The organism is Gammaproteobacteria bacterium (genome assembly GCA_035279405.1).
Lineage (GTDB): Bacteria > Pseudomonadota > Gammaproteobacteria > Natronospirales > REEB76 > REEB76.
The window spans coordinates 1-1437 of record DATEHU010000002.1; the positions used below are offsets into that span (position 1 = coordinate 1).

General features: G+C 61.9%; 1 protein-coding gene. It reads right to left on the minus strand.

Annotation, left to right across the window (positions count from 1 at the left end; all coding sequences use genetic code 11):
* Positions 1 to 49: 49 nt before the first annotated feature.
* Positions 50 to 1339, minus strand: coding sequence for an IS256 family transposase (locus tag VJR90_00010; protein HKV95863.1), 1290 nt, complete (start codon positions 1337 to 1339; stop codon positions 50 to 52).
* Positions 1340 to 1437 lie beyond the last annotated feature (98 nt).

Here is a 1437-nt window from a genome sequence, read left to right on the forward strand (position 1 = left end):
GAGGGTGTCCCATCCGTAGTTGAAGGTCGGCAACGGCGGGAACTTCATCTTACGCTACCTGCTCCTGCGATTGTTGAACTTGCGGCTGGCGGCCGAGAATGGTCGCTAAAGCCCACAGATCCCGATGGCCGTCGATCTTGCGGAAGTGTTTCTCCGTGAGCAGCCATGCCGAGGCGACCCAGCGCTCGACCATCTCCTGATCGCGCCAGCGCGTCACGTTGCCAGTACGGCGAGCCACGCCGCTTTGGGGACTCTCGATCACATTGGTCGTCGCCAGGCACTTGTACAGCGACGGCGGCAGTTTCAGCCGCTGCAGGGTGAACATCTCGGCCAGTCCCTCGCGCAGGCTGCGGGCAGCCGATTCGTGGTCGCGCTCCAAGAACCGGGCTAATTGTTCCAAACGTTTTTCACCTTCTTCGGCGGTTGCGACTTTCCAGGCCGCGCGCATCAGGTTCAGCGTCTGGCCGTGTTGCTCCTCCGGCAGCTCATCGAGCACGTTGCGGAGCTTATGATTCCTGCACCGCTGCACGTGTTGCGCAGTGCCGAAGACTTCGTCGATGGCGGCGCGCAACGCCTTGGCGCCGTCGATGATGAACAGGTAGGTTCGATCCGTCGGAAGGCCGTGATCGCGCAGATGCGTGAGCAGGCGTTTGACCGCGGCGGCATTTTCCGTTGCGCCCGCTTCGATCCCCAGGATGTGCTTGCGGCCGTGGCGATCCACGCCCACCGCACTCAGGATGTGATGCGCGCCGAACCTCTGCCCGTCGATATAGATCACCAGTATCTCGGTCGCTTCCCAGCGTTTTTCCCGCAGAGTCTGGAGCTGTTCGGCGCTGGCTTCAATGGCTTGCCGGCTTACCGAGCTGCGCGAGACGCCCACCGTCTCGGCCATCTGGGGCAGCACTTGGTCGTACTCGCGGGTGGACACGCCGCGCATCAGCGCTCCCAATATGTGCTGCTCCAGACCGCGGTCCTGGCGCAGTTTTTCATACGCGGGAATCTTCACTTCGCCCTCGGTTTTGTGGCGCAGACGCGGGCGCTTCACCTTCACTTTGCGATCGGCCAGCCGGATCTTGCCCGCCTGGCGCCCGTGCCAGCGGATCTCCCCGCTGGGCTTGCCCGGTGTGCGCGCTCCGGCGATTTGCTCGGCGCTGAGGGTGAAGATCGTCTCCAGCGCCTGGATCTGGATTTCGTGAATCACGTCCTCCACCACTTGGCTTGCGCTTTCGATGAGGCTGACGAGGGGCAACAGGATTTGCCCGTTGGTTTGGCAGAACTGCTCGACCACGGCAGCCGATTCCTTGGCGGCTCGGGTCACAATCTGGTATGGTTTCTTCACGGCGGTTGGCTCCTTTTAGGATTTAAGGTTTGGCGACCAGATTCTAACAACTGGCGCCGCCGCCGTTACCAACCTTCAACTACGAATGGGACATCCTC